Below are 16,158 nucleotides of genomic sequence, written 5' to 3' on the forward strand. Positions count from 1 at the left end.
ACTGTGGCACGGAATCATATACGTTATTAGATACGAAGCAAGGGTCGAGAATTCAGGGGAACATGGGCACTTACGAGGCAACATCGCCGTCCGGTCCGTTGGAGACCCGGCCGGGCAAGATCATCGCCGTCCATCTCAGCTACGCGTCACGCGCGGAGCAGCGCGGACGGCGTCCGGCGAACCCGTCGTACTTCTTCAAGCCGTCGAGCTCGATCGGCACGTCCGGCGGCACCGTCGAACGCCCGTCCGGCACCGAACTGCTGGCCTTCGAAGGCGAGATCGCGCTGGTCATCGGCACCACGGCCCGCTGGGTCAAACCGGACCAGGCGTGGGACCACGTCGCCGCGGTCACCGCCGCGAACGACTTCGGCCTCTACGACCTGCGCACCGCGGACAAGGGCTCCAACGTCCGGTCCAAGGGCGGCGACGGCTACACCCCGCTCGGCCCCGGCCTCATCGACGCACGCGACGTCGACCCGTCGTCGCTGCGCGTCCGCACCTGGGTGAACGGCGATCTGGTGCAGGAGGACACCACGGCCGGGCTCATCTTCCCCTTGCGGCAGTTCGTTTCCGATCTCTCCCAGCACTTCACGCTCGAACCGGGCGACGTCATCCTCACCGGCACCCCGGCCGGATCGACCGTGGTCTCCCCCGGCGACGTCGTCGTGGTCGAAGTGGACGTTCCCGGCACCTCGCTGAGCAGCGGACGGCTCCACACCACCGTTTCCCAGGGCATCCGGGCCTTTTCGGACATCGGCAGCCTGCCCGAGGTCGACGACAAGCAGCGCGCGGAAGCCTGGGGAACGCCCGTCGAAGAACCTGCCGAAGAGAAGGCTCCCTCGCTCAGCGAAGAGCTCCGCGCCAAGCTGCTGCGTGCGCCCGTCGCGGGTTTGTCCGCCCAGCTGCGCAAGCGCGGGCTGAACAACGTCGCGATCGACGGTGTGCGTCCGAATCTGCCCGGGTCGAAAGTCGTCGGCACGGCTCGGACCTTGCGTTTCGTCCCGAACCGCGAGGACCTCTTCAAATCCCACGGCGGCGGCTACAACGCCCAGAAGCGCCTCTTCGACTCGGTCGGCGCCGGCGAGGTGATCGTCGTCGAAGCCCGCGGTGACAAGGGGTCCGGCACGCTCGGCGACATCCTGGCGTTGCGGGCGCGCTACCTCGGCGCCGCCGGCGTGATCACCGACGGCGGGGTCCGCGACTTCGACGCCGTCGCCGCGACCGGGCTCCCGGTGTTCTCCCAGGGCGCGCATCCGGCGGTGCTCGGGCGCAAGCACGTGCCGTGGGACACCGACGTCGCGGTCGCCTGCGGCGGGGCGACCGTGCTGCCCGGCGACATCGTCGTCGGCGACGACGACGGCGTGGTGGTCATCCCGCCGTCGCTGGCCGAAGAGATCGCCGACGCGGCGCTCGTTCAGGAGGACGAAGACTCCTGGATCGCCGAGCAGGTCGGACAGGGCCGCCCGATCGAGGGGCTCTTCCCGCTGAACCCGTTGTGGCGGGAAAGGTATGAGGCATGGCAGAAGAAGCAGTGAAGACGACCAGCAAATCCGAACTCGCCTACGAGTGGCTGCGTGAGCGGATCGCCCGGCACGAGTACGGACCCGGCTACCGGCTGGTGCTCGCCGAGATCGCCGGCGCGCTCGACATGAGCGTCGTTCCGGTGCGCGAGGCGATCCGGCGGCTGGAGGCCGAACGGCTGGTGACCTTCGAACGCAACGTCGGCGCGCGTGTCGCGATGGTGGACCAGAACGAGTATGTCCACGCGATGCAGACGCTCGGCGTCGTCGAAGGCGTCGCCACCGCGCTCTCCGCACCGCAGCTGTCCGAAGAGAACATCGCGCGGGCTCGGCGGGTGAACGAGCGCATGATCGCCCTGCTGGACCATTTCGACGCGCACGAGTTCACCGCGTTGAACCAGCAGTTCCACTCGCTGCTCTTCGAATGCTGCCCCAACCCGCAGATCCTCGACCTCGTGCACCAGGGCTGGACCCGGCTGTCCGGGCTGCGCGACTCCACGTTCGCGTTCGTCCCCGACCGCGCGCACCGGTCGGTCGAGGAACACGAAGAGATCCTCCGGCTGATCACCGAGAAGGCCGACCCGCTCGACATCGAATTCGCCGCGCGCAACCACCGCTGGGCCACCATGCAGGCCTTTTTGGACGCTCGAGAGCGCGCCAAGCGCTGACTGAGGAGGAATCTTGACCAGCACGACTCCCCGGCCGATCCCGGACGGTGTCCCGGAGCGGATCCGGCACTACATCGGCGGCGAACTCGTCGATTCGGCCGACGGCGCCGTCTTCGACGTGATCGACCCGGTGACCAACGAGGTCTACGTCCAGGCCGCCGCGGGAAAGAAGGCCGACATCGATCGTGCCGTCGCCGCCGCGCGGAAGGCGTTCACCGAAGGCCCATGGCCGAAGCTGCTGCCGCGTGAGCGTTCGCGTGTGCTCAACCGCATCGCCGATCTCGTCGAGTCGCGGGACAAGCGGCTGGCCGCGCTGGAGAGTTTCGACTCGGGCTTGCCGATTTCGCAGGCGCTGGGCCAGGCACGGCGGGCCGCGGAGAACTTCCGGTTCTTCGCCGACCTGATCGTCGCGCAGGCCGACGACACCTACAAGGTGCCAGGCCGCCAGGTGAACTACGTCAACCGCAAGCCGATCGGCGTCGCCGGGCTGATCACGCCCTGGAACACGCCGTTCATGCTGGAGTCGTGGAAGCTCGCGCCCGCGCTGGCGACCGGCAACACCGTGGTGCTCAAACCCGCGGAGTTCACCCCGCTTTCCGCGTCGCTGTGGGCGGAGATCTTCGAGGAGGCCGGGCTGCCTGCCGGGGTGTTCAACCTCGTCAACGGCTTCGGTGAGGATGCCGGCGACGCGCTGGTGAAGCATCCGGACGTCCCGCTGATCTCGTTCACCGGCGAGAGCGGCACCGGCAGCCTCATCTTCGGCAATGCTGCGCCGTTCCTCAAAGGACTGTCGATGGAGCTGGGCGGCAAGTCGCCCGCCGTCGTCTTCGCCGACGCCGATCTGGAGACCGCGATCGACGCGACGATCTTCGGCGTGTTCTCGCTCAACGGCGAACGCTGCACCGCGGGCAGCCGGATCCTGGTCGAGCGCGCGATCTACGACGAGTTCGTCGAGCGCTACGCCGCGCAGGCCAAGCGCGTCGTGGTCGGTGACCCGAGCGACCCCAAGACCGAAGTCGGCGCCCTGGTGCACCCCGAGCACTACGACAAGGTCATGAAGTACATCGAGATCGGCAAGACCGAGGGCAGGCTGGTCGCCGGTGGCGGTCGTCCGGACGGCTTCCCGACCGGGAACTACGTGGCGCCGACGGTGTTCGCCGACGTCAGACCGGACGCCCGGATCTTCCAGGAGGAGATCTTCGGCCCGGTCGTCGCGATCACGCCGTTCGACAGTGAAGACGAAGCACTGGCGCTCGCGAACAACACGAAGTACGGGCTCGCGGCGTACGTCTGGACCAACGACCTCAAGCGGGCGCACAACTTCGCGCAGGCCGTCGAGGCGGGCATGGTGTGGCTCAACTCGAACAACGTCCGCGATCTGCGCACGCCCTTCGGCGGGGTGAAGGCGTCCGGGCTGGGGCACGAGGGCGGCTACCGCTCGATCGACTTCTACACCGACCAGCAGGCGGTGCACATCAATCTCGGCGAGGTGCACAACCCCGCCTTCGGCAAGGGCTGAGCCCACCCTCCACTGTCCACAAAGGATGACGCAATGAAGCCGATCCCCACTCCGAAATCGCCGCCGCCGGACGTCCTGCGCTGCGCGTACATGGAACTCGTCGTCACCGATCTGGCGCGGTCGCGTGCCTTCTACGCCGACGTGCTCGGCCTGACGGTGACCGAAGAGGACGAGACCACGGTCAGCCTCCGCACGATCGACGAGTTCATCCACCACAACCTCGTGCTGCGCCAGGGACCGGTCGCGGCGGTCGCGGCGTTCTCGTACCGGGTGCGATCGCCCGAGGACCTGGACAAGGCCGTCGCCTTCTACACGGAGCTGGGCTGCCGGGTCGAACGTCGCGCTGACGGCTACACCAAGGGCATCGGGGACTCGGTGCGGGTGCAGGACCCGCTCGGCTTCCCGCTCGAGTTCTTCCACGACGTCGAGCACGTCGACAGACTCAGCTGGCGCTACGACCTGCACGTCCCGGGCGCGCTGGTGCGGCTCGACCACTTCAACCAGGTCACCCCGGACGTCCCGCTCGCGGTGAAGCACATGGAAGATCTCAACTTCCGGGTCACCGAAGACATCCAGGACGACCAGGGCACCACCTACGCTGCCTGGATGCGCCGCAAGCCCACCGTGCACGACACCGCGATGACCGGCGGCGACGGGCCGCGGATGCACCACGTCGCCTTCGCCACGCACGAGAAGCACAACATCCTGTCCATTTGCGACAAACTCGGCTCGCTGCGGATGTCGGACCACATCGAGCGCGGGCCCGGCAGGCACGGCGTGTCGAACGCGTTCTACCTGTACCTGCGCGACCCCGACGGGCACCGCGTCGAGATCTACACGCAGGACTACTACACCGGCGACCCGGACAACCCGGTCGTCACCTGGGACGTACACGACAACCAGCGTCGCGACTGGTGGGGCACGCCGGTGGTCCCGTCCTGGTACACCGACGCCTCGCTGGTGCTCGACCTCGACGGCAAGCCGCAGCCGGTCGTCGCGCGGACCGACGACAGCGAACTCGAGGTCACCATCGGCGCCGACGGCTTCTCCTACACCCGCAAGGGTGACGACGAAGGCGAACTGCCGGCCTGGAAACAGGGCGAGTACAAACTCGGCAACCAGCTCTGAGGCGGGGACATGCTCGAACAGGAAACGATCACCGCGATCGCCGACGAACTGGCGGCCGCGGAGGAGGCGCGGGAGACGATCCCGCTGCTGACGGCGCGGTATCCGGACATGACCGTCGAGGACTCGTACGCCGTGCAGAACGAATGGCGACGGCGGGGCATCGCGGCGGGCCGCCGTCCGGTCGGCCGCAAGATCGGGCTCACCTCGAAGGTCATGCAGGCCGCCACCGGGATCACCGAACCCGACTACGGCGCCATCTTCGCGGACATGGTGTTCGAGAACGGTTCCGTGATCGAGCACAGCCGGTTCTCGAACGTGCGCATCGAGGTCGAGCTGGCCTTCGTGCTCCGTGATTCCCTCGCCGGACCGGACACCACGGTGTTCGACGTCCTGCGGGCGACCGAGTACGTCGTGCCCGCGCTGGAGATCCTGTCGTCGCGGATCGAAATGGCGGGCCGGACCATCGTGGACACGATCAGCGACAACGCGGCCATGGGCGGCATGGTCTACGGCGGCAATCCGGTCGCCGTGGACGCCGTCGACCTGCGGTGGGTTTCTGCGCTGCTGTACCGCAACGAGACCATCGAGGAGTCCGGGGTTGCCGCCGCGGTGCTGAACCATCCCGCGACCGGTGTCGCCTGGCTGGCGAACAAACTCGCCCAGCACGGTGACAAGCTCGACCCGGGCGACATCGTGCTGGCCGGATCGTTCACGCGGCCGATGTGGGTGCACGCCGGCGACACCGTGACCGCCGACTACCGGGACCTGGGGGCGATCACATGTCGCTTCGTCTAGACCCGCCGTTCCGGGACCAGCTGGGCGAGCGGCCGCGGATCGGCATGTGGGTCACCTCGGGTAGTCCGGTCGTCGCCGAGATCTGCGCGGGCTCCGGGCTCGACTGGCTGCTCGTCGACACCGAGCACTCCCCCGCCGGGCTGGAGACCGTTCAATCGTTGCTGCAGACGATCGCCGCCTATCCGATCACGCCGGTGGTGCGCGCTCCGTCCGGCGACGCGGTCGCGCTGAAACAGCTGCTCGACCTGGGCGCACAGAATCTGTTGGTGCCCATGGTCGACAGCGCGGAGGAGGCGGAGGCCGTCGTGCGGGCCGTCCGCTATCCGCCGCGAGGCGTGCGTGGTGTCGGCAGCGCACTTTCCCGGTCCGCGCGCTGGAACCGCGTCGAGGACTACCTCGCGAAGGCCGAGGAGTTCACGTCGCTGTTCGTCCAGATCGAGTCGACGGCGGGGGTCGCAGCCGCCGCCGAGATCGCCGCGGTCGACGGCGTCGACGGGGTGTTCGTCGGACCGTCCGATCTGGCCGCCTCGATGGGCCTGCTGGGGAAGCAGACGCATCCCGATGTCACGGCGGCCGTCATGCGCACCTTCGAGGCCGTCCTTGCTGTGGGAAAACCAGTAGGAGTCAACGCGTTCGACCCTGCGCAGGCGCAGCGCTACCTCGACGCCGGCGCCTCGTTCGTCCTGGTCGGCGCCGATGTCACGCTGCTCGCCCAAGGTTCGGAGGCGCTCGCGCGGCGGCATCAGGCCTAAGGTCTTGGGCATGATCCCGTGGCTGCTCGACTCCGATCCCGCCCTGCGATGGCAGGTGGAACGCGACCTCGCGCACGAACCGCCCGAGGTGTGGGAGGCGACGCGGGCACGGATCGCGACCGAAGGCTTCGGCGCGCGTCTGCTCGCCCACCAGGACCCGGACGGTCAGTGGGCGGGCGGCGCGTTCTTCCCCGCCGGATTCACCGGCCAGGAGGACGGGCAGCCGTGGACGGCGACGACGTGGTCGCTGAACACCCTGCGGGAATGGGGCGTGGACGCAGGTGTCCTGCGCGGGACCGCCGAACTCCTCGCCGAGAACAGCCGGTGGGAGTACGACGATCTCCCGTACTGGGGCGGCGAGGTCGACTGCTGCATCAACGCGTGGACCCTCGCGAACGGCCTGTGGCTCGGCGCCGACGTCACCTCGCTCGCCTCGTGGTTCCCGGCACACCAGCAGCCCGACGGTGGCTGGAACTGCGAATGGGTCTCGGGATCGCGGCGTTCGTCCGTGCATTCGACGCTGAACTCGCTCAAGGGCCTGCTCGCCTTCGACATCGCGACCGGCGGAACTGCGGCTTCACGTGCCTCGCGGCACTCGGGTGAGGAATACCTGCTGGAGCGCGGCTTGTTCCGGCGGCTGTCGACCGGTTCGGTCATCGCGCCGTGGATCACGGTCTTCGCTTATCCGTTCCGCTGGTTCTACGACGTGCTGAACGCGGCCGACTACTTCCGCGAGGCCTCGCTGCACGACGGGACGGCGCCGGACCCGCGGATGGCCGAGGCCGTCGAGGTCATCCGTGCCGCACGGCAGCCGGACGGGACCTGGCTTCAGGCCCACCGGCACTCCGGGCGGGTGTGGTTCGAGGTCGATGTCGCGGCGGGTGAGCCTTCGAAGTGGCTGACGTTGTATGGGACTCGGGTGCTGAGCTGGTGGGACTCGGCGGTTTAGGTCTGGGCTGCGGGTCAGCACCGAATCGGTCCTGTCGGCCGTGAGCGGCGGATTCGGGTTTAGCAGACGAGTGGCCACGCCGGGGGACCCGGCCGACGGGATCGGGATCAAGCCGGTGGCGGCCACTTCTTCGATCGCCGCTCCGCCTTCGTCGTCCGGTGCTTCCACGCCGCCCGCGATGGCCGGCCGCGTGAACTGAGCTTCGGCTTTTGCCGGGAGGTGCTCGGCCCTCGACCGTGATCGGTCCGTTGGTGATGGACTGTGTGGGTTTTGGGACGTCAGATGTCCCGAAATCCACACGGTCACCGGCGCCGGGCATGCCGAGGGGCCCGTCGCCTGGCTGGCTGGCGGGCTCCTCGGGCCTAGACGTGATGAAGCGTGTTGCGCCAGGGATGTCGGAGCGGATCCCGGTATTGGGGTGGGATGAACTCCGGTAGCCCGTCGGCCGCCATCCGTACTTCCCAGTCACCGTGGTGAATCAGCCGATGATGAAAACCGCAGAGCAGCACGAGATTCCGGAGATCGGTGGGACCTCCGTCTGCCCAGTGCTCGATATGATGAGCGTGGCAGTTCTTCGGCCTCCGATGACAGCCGGGGAACGCGCAACCACCGTCGCGGATGTTCAGTGCCCGTCTCTGGCCGGGCGTGACAAATCTTCGCAGCCGCCCCATATCCAGCGGCTCACCCGAGCCGCTCATCACCACCGGCAACATCAAGCAGTCGCAGGCCGCCAGTCGTGCTTCCCGCGCGGTCATCGTCCCGACAAAGTCCAGGCACGCGGTCCCGAGACCCGATCTGAGTTCCTCAAGCCCGACGGTGACGTGCACCAAGGTCCGGTAACCACTGGTTCCCGGCTGGTCCGGGCAGGCGATCGCCATATCCAGGAGTTCAACCCAGGCGTCGCCCATGCGTTCGCACTTCATCCGCAGATCCGCCTGCCCGAACTCGTCCACCGGCCGTGGCTGCGCATGCGCCTCCAACGCGGCCGCGGTCCGGGCCCCGGTCTCGTCATCCAGCAGACCGGTCAGCTTCCAGAACCCGTCCTTGCGGCGCTCCAGGGTGATCTCGCGACGTGGTTCTTTGGGCTCGGGATCCTTCGGCTCGTTGCCGTCGGGGTCGAGCCAACCCAGCAGTTTCGCCTCAGCCTCGACGAGCTGCCGGGGACCGGCGTTCGGGGCAAGCTCACCCAGGATCTTCTCCGCGACCGCCCGATCCTCAACAGAAGTGTCGGCCGGGAGCCGTTTCAAGATCTCCAGGATCTGATCGATCCGCTCATCCCCGACCAACCCCTGAGCAGCGACAGCGGCGGTGGCGGGAGCGACAGGCGGAACCTCCGTGCCATCCAAGGCCCGGGTGGGATTCAACGCGAGAGCCCGCTTCACCACCGCGCCCGCTTCACCGCGCGAGAGCCCGGCCATCTCCGCGAACCAACTCGCCGTACTGCCATGCCCATACAAGTCTTTCGCGCCCCGATTCTCGATCTCCGCCAGAAACTGCCCCAACCCGGCAGAGGCCATGCGAATCACCTGCAAGAACTGCTGCACACCATGCGCAAGCTCCAGCTTGCCGGCGCGCCACAACTCCTGCGGCAACTCGGGGAGGAAGGTCTCGGACACCCCTCAATAATACCGCAAATCTATCGCACACGTGTTCGTAATTTTAGGCAACAAACCAAATCGCACGAACCACACTGAAGAGTGATTTGATTAAATCAGCTCGCCCCACTCAGTCACCCTCGCGTTCCCGCAATTACGGAACGGCAACCGAATCAGCCGACCTCAACACGAACAACCCCCGGAAGCCGAAACGCCGCCACAACCCCACCGACCGCGACCAGCCCCACAAACCCGAACACCACGACAAAACCCAACCCCGGCCGACCTTCCAGCCCCGCCAGAATCGCCCCGGTCGCCGCAACACCGCCCACCGCACCCACCTGCCTCACCGTGTTGAACAGACCCGAAGCGCCACCCGCGGCATCCGGGTCGACCGACGCCATCGCGATGGCCGAAAGCGGTGACCAAGCCATCGCGTTGGCGGCACCGAGCAGCGCGGCGCCCACGGAGATCCACCACGGATTCAGGTTCAGCACCACCACCAGCCCGATGAGCAGCAGGCTCGTCGCGAGCAGGCTCATGCCGAGGATCGCCGGTCGTCGCCCACCCACTCGGTCGACCCAGCGGCCGGCCGGTGGCGACAGCAGGATCGCGACAATGGCGTCCGGCGCGAGGACCATCGCGGCCTCGATCGGCCCGAAGCCTCGCATTTCTTGGATGTACAGCATCGTGGGGAGTGCCATCGCGAGCACTGTCGCGCCGAGCGACGCCATCGCGAGGCTCGCGGACAAGTACCCGGACGAGCGATAGAGGCGCAAGGGCGCGAGCGCGTCCGCGCCTAGCCTTCGTTCTTGGAACCAGAAAACGACCAGCAGCACGACGGCGAGCGCGGCGGCAGGCAACGAGAGCGGGCTCCAGGACAACAGAGCCCAGACGAGAAGGCTCAAACCCGCCGTGCTCAGCGCGGCGCCGAGCAGGTCGAAACGGGCGGCGCCTCCTCGGCTGCCCGGAATCAGGCGGACACCCACGACGACGGCCACGGCGCAGAGCGGCACGTTGACCCAGAAGATCCAGCGCCAGTCCAGGCTCGCGGTCAACAGTCCGCCCAGCACGGGACCGAGCAGGGTGGCGGCGGCCGCCACCGAGCCCCAGATACCGAAAGCGCGGCCTCTCTCGTCGTCGGCGAACAGCCGACGGATCAACGTGAGCGGCTGAGGCGACATAGCGGCCGCCGCCAAGCCTTGCAGAATCCGGAACGCGATAAGCCAGCCGATCGACGGCGCGAGCCCGCACAGCGCGGAGGCGACGGCGAAGCCTCCCATGCCGAAAAGGTAGACCCGCTTAGGGTCGAAGAGATCACCGAGCCTGCCGGCGACCAGCAACGGGACCGAGAACGCGAGCAGGTAGCCCGCCGTCACCCAGAACAGCGCGGAGACGTCGCCGCCGAGGTCGGCTTGGATGCTCGGGCTCGCCACGGCGACGATCGTCGTGTCGAGCAGGAGCACGAAGAATCCTGCCAGCAGGGCGGCGAGGCCGCCCCATCGAGAAGATGTCATTCGCCCCCGCCCGGTAGACCGATCACGATAGGGCCACGGATCCTGCCCGTCGCGCGTGGCTGGTGGGTTCGTTGCCGCGGCCTTTTCGCGGGGCCTGTCCAGACGGCGCGGACACCCTGATCCGGCCGAAATAGAATCCCGTCCATGACCGCTCTTCCACGCGGCGGGCGCCCTGCCGAGGCCTTGGCGGCCGTCGAAGCGAGTATCGAAGACCGTTGGCGACTGTTCCTCGCGGAATACGGTGTCACCGCCGGGACGACGGAGGAAACCGACCTCGCCGAGTCGGTCGTCGCCGACACTTCCGTGTTCGAGTGGCGGGTGGTCGACGCCGCTTACGACAGGTTGACCTGCGCCGACTGCGGCAGCCGGCTCGGCTCGGGTCCCACAGGCTGCGAGAAATGCGATCAGGCAGACGGATTCCGGTACGCGGCCATCGAAATCGACCGTCCCGCGACGCCACCGGGCACCGAGCACGGGCTCCGTGTCGCCACCGCGGTCGCCCGCGCCCGGCACCGCCATGGGGCACGGGCCCGCTGCGGTTTCGAACTCGGGCTTCCGCTCCTCCTCGACGGAGAACTGCCCGGCACGGCCCAAGCGCAGGCGTACCGGGCAGCTATCGACAAGCTCACCGAAGAGGAATGCGAACGCGTGACCTCCCTCGAGGAGATCCCGGGGATCAGTAGTCGTCGCGTCCGGTGAACTGCTGTTCCAGCAGCTCCGCCGAGCCCGCGACGAGTTCGAGCGGATCGGTGAACTCGTTGATGTCGAGATTCACCAACGGCAGGGAATGGCGCAGCACCAGGTGCTCCCCCATCACCACCAGTCCCCCGACGACGATGGTGTTGCCGATCTCGGTCAGCACGGTCGTCAGGTCGACCTCGCTGACCCGCGCGAACGGTGTCGCGATCTGCACCCAGTCCTCGCGGCGGTCGAAGATCTCCCGCGCGATGACCACGGTTTGAGCCCGCTCCTCGTAGTCGTCGTCACCGTAGGACAACCGGATGCGAATTTCGTCCGGTTCGTCCTTCACCACCCGATATTCGTGCCGTACGAACGCGACCAGATCGGCCCATTCCGCCATGAATTCAGTCTCCCTCGCAGTCGAAGATCAAGACTAGCGACTGCCGGGACGAAGAGCCCGGCCCCGGTCCGACATCACCCGGACAGCGGCCGCCCGTACGTGTTCCGACACCGCTTGGCCCTTGATCTTGCTGTAGCCTCCTTCAGCATCTTTTCGCAGGGGAGACCATTTGACGAACAATGATCGCGACCGGAAGAAAACCAACCGGCCGGGAAATCACAAAACTTCGGATCCGGCGGTGACCGCGGCACTTGTCAGCCGACGAGGTGCAATTCTGGCGGCCGTCATAACCGCGATGGTGGGCCTGATCGGCGCGGTGCTCGTGGCACTCATCAACACCAGTGCGCAGCCGGCGAAAGGCGCCGACGACCGGGGCACGCACTCCAGGTCGTCGTCGCAAAGCGCCGCCGGCACACCACAACAGGAGGACAAGCCTGCTCAAACCATCCCTGAGCAGGTAAAGCTCGAGGCGGATACGGCGGTCGACCTCGACGTACCGGGCGCCACCCCGGTATCCGCGCCCGGCCCCAATGGCGACCTGGACCTCCACTTCGACGGAAGCAATTTGGCCTCCAATCGGTCGGGCCTGTTCTATTACCACGGAACCGAACAGGAAGCCACGACACAGTGCCCGAAGATCGTTTCCGAGGGAAAGGGAACGGTGCCCGGGCCCGAGGTGATATTCACCGGTGGCCAACATTGCCTGAGGACATCCAAGGGAACGGTCGGATGGCTCAGCGTGAACGACGTCAAGATCGCCACGAATTCCGGCTACCTCGTCCTCAATTACAAGTTGTTCCGCTAGCCGGGCAATGGTGAAGGCCTCCTTCCCTACCTTCAGAGTAGGCAAGGAGGCCTTCACCACCCACTTACGAAGCCGCGGGGTCAGCCGCCGGTCGGCAGCCCCGCCCGCGCCTCCTGCGGGGTCAAGGGACGCAGCGACAGCGTGTACTCGTACGTGCTGTCCGGCTGGACCTGACTGCGTTCCCGCACCGGGTTGGGCGTGTCCCCGACGCCGGTCACCGCGTGGCTCGCGTGCAGCGTGAACCAGCCCTTGTTGCGCTGCAACTGGAACGGGTACGCCGCCCGGTCGAGGTCGTCGAACGGGGTCACGCTGACGTCGCTCGCGCCCCCGACCAGCAGGCCACCGGTCCGACCGTCGGTGAGCAGCGCCCACCGGCTGTCGGTGTGGTTGCCGTGGTCCTGCGGCCGGTGGTACTCGACGTACTGTTCGTCGACGGTGCTCGACTGCACGCCGATCGGCGTCCCGTCCTTGCGGTCGACGTAACTCTCGGCTTTCCGTCCATACCAGGCGAACCGGTCATACCGGTCCGGCACCGCCAGCGAGACACCGATCCTCGGCAGATACGGCAGAGTGCGCACACTCCCCTGCGGGACCACCCGATTGCCGAGGCTCAGCGTCCCGGTCCGGTCGACGGCGTAGGTCATCGTCTGGTCGAACCACGCCCCGGCGACGTCCGGCGCCGCGACCCGGCTGTCGACGATCACCCGCACACCGCGTGAGCCGTCCCTCTCGACCCGGACGCCGGTGACCGTGGTCTTCAGCCGGTCGAGCCCGGCCTTGCGCCAATCCTCGCCCTCGGCCCGGCCCCAGGCGAAGGTCTCGTTGCTGATCGGCGCCCGCCAGGTGTCGAGCTTCGGCCCGCCGCTCAGCAGTTCCTTGCCCTGGTACCGGATCGACGTCAGCGTGCCGTCGGTCTTGTCGACTCGGTACGTGACGCCGGCCGCCGAGGCCGTCACCGAAGCGGCGTCCTCCACGACTCCGACCGACTTCCCGTCGAGCGGAGTCCTGTCCAGGCCCGGAACCCGTGTCCCGCCAAGGGAGAACTGGTCGTGCGCCAGGACGTGACCTCGCGCGAGCATCGGCTCGCCCTGGGTCGTCACCGCTTCGACGGTGAGGAACCGTTCGCGATCCGCGGGATTCGGCGGCACCGGGACGGCGACCTTCCCGGTCGACGCCGCGGCGACCCGCAACGGCTGCTCGCTGCGGGCAACCACCCGAGAGCCTTCCTGGATCCGCCACCGCAGGTTCAGCTCGTCCGTGCCCTTGAACTGCCGCTCGTTGGTCACCGAGACCGTGCCGCCCGAGTAGGCGAATCGCAGCGGCTGATGCGCCCAAGCCATCTGCGCGGTTTCCGGTTGCAGTGAACGGTCCGAGCCGATCAGGCCGTCCACACCGGACAGACTGGAGCCGTAGGACAGGTGACTCCCCCGCTCCGTGACGCTGTCGAAGTCCAGTGCCAGCACGGCCCCGTCCGCGGGAGCCGCGCCGGACAGCTCCGTGGCGGACAACGGCTTGTCGTAGATGCGGGCGTCGTCGACGGCTCCGCGGCCCATCCAGCCGATGGTCGACGGGTCGTTCCACGACGTCTCGAAGTCGCGGCCGACGTTGACCTCGGCCGAGGACGAGTCGATCGCGCCGGTGAACGGCTTGCTCCCGATCTCCTTGCCGTCGAGATACAGCCGCAGGGCCGTCCCGTCGTAGGTGCCGCTCACCCGGTGCCAGTTCCCGTAGAAGTCGGCGGGCACCTTCGCCTGCACCGCCTGCCACGTTCCACTGTGGATGAAGAACTCGAGCGTGTCCTGCGTCTTCATCTTCAGCGCGTACTGGTGGTCGCCCTTGCCGAGGATGCGGAAGTCACCGGTCCATTTCCCCGGTTTCACCCAGGCGTCCAGCGTGAGCGCCTTCCCGGTGATGTCGAGTTTCCGGTCGCGGTAGACCTCGACGAAATCGTCGAGACCCGACAACGCCAGCGCCTTGCCGCGATGACCGTCGACCAGCTCCGGTTTTCCACTGAGATGCGCCGAGATGTCGTTACCCGACGAATCCGGCGTGAGCCGGATCGGCTGCCGGATGTTCTGCTCCGCCCAGTCCCAGATGAACCCGCCCTGGGTCTGCGGATTCGCCCGGATCGTGTCCCAGAACTCCCGGAAGTTGCCGAGACTGTTGCCCATCGCGTGGGCGTACTCCCCGAAGATCAGCGGTTTCGTGGTGTTCTTCGCCTGTTCGGCGAACTTCTCCGGCGACGGATACCGCGGCCCCCAGACGTCGGCGAACGGCGCGTCACCGTCCGGGCTGTTCGACTGGTGGTAGATCGGCCGGGTCGGCTCGTTCGCGTCCAGCCATTCCGCCAGCGCGAAGTGGTGCGCGCCGAGACCTGCCTCGTTACCGGTGTCCCACAGGAAGACGCTCGGGTGGTTCTTGTCCCGTTCGACCATGCCGATCATGCGGTCGAAGAACGCGTCCCGCCAGGCCGGGTCGTTCGCCTGGCAATAGCGGGCACAGTTCTCGTGGTTGTGGGTCTCGATGTCGATCTCGTCGTCGATCCAGAGCCCGTGCCGGTCGGCCAGTTCGTAGAAATAGGGATCCGACGGGTAGTGCGAAGTGCGGACAGCGTTGACGTTGAGCTGCTTCATCAGCGCGACGTCACGCTCCTGCGCGCGCCGGGGCACGTGCCTGCCGTGATCGGGGTCGGTCTCGGCGCGGTTGACGCCCTTGAACAGCACCCGTTTCCCGTTGACCAGCAGCTGCTTGTCGCGGATTTCGATCTCGCGGAACCCGGTCGTCTCACTGGTGATGTGCGTGACGCGGCCGTCGGGCGCGGTCAGCGTGAGGACGGCCGTGTAGAGGTTCGGCGTCTCATCGGTCCACTTCGCCGGGTTGCGGACGGGCAGGCTCAACGCGGTCTTGCCGCCCGCGTCGACCTCCGCACTCGTGGTCCCGACCTCCTTGCCCGCCGCGTCGCGCAAGCTGAGCCCCACGCGGTGCTTGCCGGCGGTACCGCCGGGTTTGGTGGCGACCTCGACCGCGGCCTTGAGGGTGGCATCGGTGTAGGTCGCGTCGAGATCGGTCGTCAGCCCGACGTCCTGAATGAACGTCCCCGGCGTCGAATGCAGGGTCACCGAGCGGAAGATGCCCGAGTATCGCCACTGGTCGACGTCTTCCAGGTACGCACCGGCACTCCAGCGGTGCACCTGCACGGCGATCCGGTTCGGCCCCGGCCGCAGCGCGGAGGAGATGTCGAACTCCGCAGGCGTGTAGCCGCCCTGGTCATAGCCGATGTACGTCCCGTTCACCCAGACGAAGTACGCCGACGTGACGCCCTCGAAGCGCAGGAAGGTCTCGCGCTCCGACCACTGGGCGGGCAGGGTGAAGTCGCGGACGTAGGCGCCGGTCGGGTTCACGTCGCGGGGGACGCGCGGCGGGTCGTCGGGCTGGATCTCGGTGGCGATGTTGCGGAAGATCGGGTGGTCCAGACCGTCCGTCTGCCAGGTGTGCGGCACGGACACCTCGCGCCAGCCCGACGTGTCGTATCCGTCGTCGTGGAACCCCTTCGGCACCAGAGAGGGATTGTCCGCCATGGCGATCCGCCATTTGCCGTCGAGCGACATCGTGTAGGGGCTGCGTTCGTCACGGCGGGCCGCGGCGGAAACATCCGCGTACGGACGAAGGTGGGCGTGCGGTGGCTCCTGTCCTTCGGAGACTTTTCGTGGATCGTCGAGATAGGACTGGACGTCGGCGGCCGCCGGAGAGCCGGTCGCGACGAGGGTCCCGGCGAGCATCGCCAGAACCAGGACGATGGGGCGTGTTCGCAGCACTGCGTTCAACCTCC

Annotated in this window: 14 protein-coding genes; 10 read left to right on the forward strand and 4 right to left on the reverse strand. The window is 67.5% G+C overall.

Going from position 1 to position 16,158, the window contains the following annotated elements; all coding sequences use genetic code 11:
- The first annotated feature begins 62 nt into the window (after positions 1–62).
- The 8 genes from AVR91_RS04665 to AVR91_RS44230 all read left to right on the forward strand — a co-directional run bounded on the left by AVR91_RS04665 (position 63) and on the right by AVR91_RS44230 (position 7,530).
- Positions 63–1,535 carry a fumarylacetoacetate hydrolase family protein gene (locus tag AVR91_RS04665; RefSeq protein WP_063271788.1) on the forward strand — a complete coding sequence of 491 codons (1,473 nt, stop codon included), beginning with the start codon at positions 63–65 and terminating at the stop codon, positions 1,533–1,535.
- The gene (locus AVR91_RS04670) at positions 1,517–2,188 is read left to right on the forward strand and encodes a GntR family transcriptional regulator (protein WP_063271787.1); all 672 of its coding nucleotides are present in this window, start codon (positions 1,517–1,519) and stop codon (positions 2,186–2,188) included. Before AVR91_RS04665 ends, AVR91_RS04670 begins: the two co-directional genes overlap by 19 nt.
- A gap of 13 nt (positions 2,189–2,201) precedes the next feature.
- Positions 2,202–3,707, forward strand: a complete 1,506-nt coding sequence (gene hpaE, locus AVR91_RS04675) for a 5-carboxymethyl-2-hydroxymuconate semialdehyde dehydrogenase (RefSeq protein WP_063271786.1) — start codon at positions 2,202–2,204, stop codon at positions 3,705–3,707.
- A gap of 33 nt (positions 3,708–3,740) precedes the next feature.
- Positions 3,741–4,835 carry a 3,4-dihydroxyphenylacetate 2,3-dioxygenase gene (gene hpaD / locus AVR91_RS04680; protein WP_143253885.1) on the forward strand — a complete coding sequence of 365 codons (1,095 nt, stop codon included), beginning with the start codon at positions 3,741–3,743 and terminating at the stop codon, positions 4,833–4,835.
- A gap of 9 nt (positions 4,836–4,844) precedes the next feature.
- Positions 4,845–5,630 (forward strand): 2-oxo-hept-4-ene-1,7-dioate hydratase, encoded by a 786-nt coding sequence (gene hpaH / locus AVR91_RS04685; RefSeq protein WP_063271784.1) that lies wholly within the window; start codon positions 4,845–4,847, stop codon positions 5,628–5,630.
- The gene (locus AVR91_RS04690; RefSeq protein ID WP_063271783.1) at positions 5,615–6,382 is read left to right on the forward strand and encodes an HpcH/HpaI aldolase family protein; all 768 of its coding nucleotides are present in this window, start codon (positions 5,615–5,617) and stop codon (positions 6,380–6,382) included. Before hpaH ends, AVR91_RS04690 begins: the two co-directional genes overlap by 16 nt.
- A 10-nt stretch (positions 6,383–6,392) precedes the next feature.
- Positions 6,393–7,331: a hypothetical protein gene (locus AVR91_RS04695; RefSeq protein WP_063271782.1), complete on the forward strand. Its 939-nt coding sequence runs from the start codon at positions 6,393–6,395 to the stop codon at positions 7,329–7,331.
- Between the two features lie 70 nt (positions 7,332–7,401).
- The gene (locus AVR91_RS44230) at positions 7,402–7,530 is read left to right on the forward strand and encodes a hypothetical protein (protein WP_267284091.1); all 129 of its coding nucleotides are present in this window, start codon (positions 7,402–7,404) and stop codon (positions 7,528–7,530) included.
- 163 nt (positions 7,531–7,693) lie between these two features.
- On the opposite strand, the gene AVR91_RS04700 is transcribed toward AVR91_RS44230, so the two are convergent.
- Both AVR91_RS04700 and AVR91_RS04705 read right to left on the reverse strand, forming a co-directional pair.
- The gene (locus tag AVR91_RS04700) at positions 7,694–8,947 is read right to left on the reverse strand and encodes an HNH endonuclease signature motif containing protein (protein ID WP_063271781.1); all 1,254 of its coding nucleotides are present in this window, start codon (positions 8,945–8,947) and stop codon (positions 7,694–7,696) included.
- Positions 8,948–9,099: 152 nt separating this feature from the next.
- The gene (locus AVR91_RS04705; protein WP_063271780.1) at positions 9,100–10,443 is read right to left on the reverse strand and encodes an MFS transporter; all 1,344 of its coding nucleotides are present in this window, start codon (positions 10,441–10,443) and stop codon (positions 9,100–9,102) included.
- Positions 10,444–10,587: 144 nt separating this feature from the next.
- Between AVR91_RS04705 and AVR91_RS04710 the strand changes: the two genes are divergently transcribed.
- Positions 10,588–11,142, forward strand: a complete 555-nt coding sequence (locus tag AVR91_RS04710) for a hypothetical protein (protein WP_063271779.1) — start codon at positions 10,588–10,590, stop codon at positions 11,140–11,142.
- Here AVR91_RS04710 and AVR91_RS04715 read toward each other — a convergent pair.
- The gene (locus AVR91_RS04715) at positions 11,120–11,524 is read right to left on the reverse strand and encodes a hypothetical protein (RefSeq protein WP_016334642.1); all 405 of its coding nucleotides are present in this window, start codon (positions 11,522–11,524) and stop codon (positions 11,120–11,122) included. The two genes, AVR91_RS04710 and AVR91_RS04715, sit on opposite strands and share 23 nt — an antisense overlap.
- 169 nt (positions 11,525–11,693) lie before the next feature.
- Here AVR91_RS04715 and AVR91_RS04720 point away from each other — a divergent pair, with 169 nt between their 5' ends.
- Entirely contained in the window at positions 11,694–12,329 is a 636-nt protein-coding gene (locus AVR91_RS04720; protein WP_228709125.1) for a hypothetical protein, read from the forward strand.
- 80 nt (positions 12,330–12,409) lie between these two features.
- On the opposite strand, the gene AVR91_RS04725 is transcribed toward AVR91_RS04720, so the two are convergent.
- A complete protein-coding gene (locus tag AVR91_RS04725; RefSeq protein ID WP_063271778.1) occupies positions 12,410–16,144 on the reverse strand; it encodes a glycoside hydrolase family 2 TIM barrel-domain containing protein in 3,735 nt (1,244 codons plus the stop codon).
- Between the last annotated feature and the right edge of the window lie 14 nt (positions 16,145–16,158).

The sequence above is a fragment of the Amycolatopsis keratiniphila subsp. keratiniphila genome (assembly GCF_001620365.2).
GTDB classification, from domain to species: domain Bacteria; phylum Actinomycetota; class Actinomycetes; order Mycobacteriales; family Pseudonocardiaceae; genus Amycolatopsis; species Amycolatopsis keratiniphila.